Genomic DNA, 514 nt, shown 5'->3' with positions numbered 1-514 from the left:
GGTGGATGGTGCTTCCTTGGAGCGCCCGGCCGTGGCGTTTGGATTCAGCGAGCGAAAGAAAAAGCACTGTCGCACCCCCTCAAGTTGAGGGTTTTTGAATGTCAAAGAAATTTACACCCCTAGATCAAACTAGGGATGTGAGCTCGCTAAGCTATTGATTTTTAAGAAATACTGCTGCCTGGCACGACCGTTGCATTGTGGGGATCATTGAAATTTCTTGAGGAGATCCGCCATGAAGTTGGCTTCTTTCGCAGCTGCAATCCTGACGGCTTCCCTTTGCAGCCTGGCCAACGCGGGCATCGTCTTCACGTTCACCGAATCCGGCGCCAACGTGGTGATGAACTCCTCCGGCACCATTGACACCAGCAAGCTGGTGCTTCAGCAGGGCGTGTCTGGCTGGGGCGGCACCGGTATCGAGGAGAACGGCAACCACGACATCATGGGCGGCACGGCCGTCGGCGGCGTGAACATGTCCTTCGGTTTCCACGCCGGCACCGCTTTCTCGGCCTGGTCC

General features: G+C 56.6%; 1 protein-coding gene. It reads left to right on the top strand.

Annotated elements, in window-relative coordinates; translation table 11 throughout:
• Positions 1-232 precede the first annotated feature (232 nt).
• Positions 233-514, top strand: a 282-nt coding sequence (locus ACXJKR_RS34445) for a hypothetical protein (protein WP_457326687.1), incomplete at its 3' end; no start/stop codon positions are given.

The sequence above is a fragment of the Roseateles sp. P5_E11 genome, from assembly GCF_054049355.1.
This window is presented reverse-complemented; position numbering and strand designations above follow the sequence as displayed.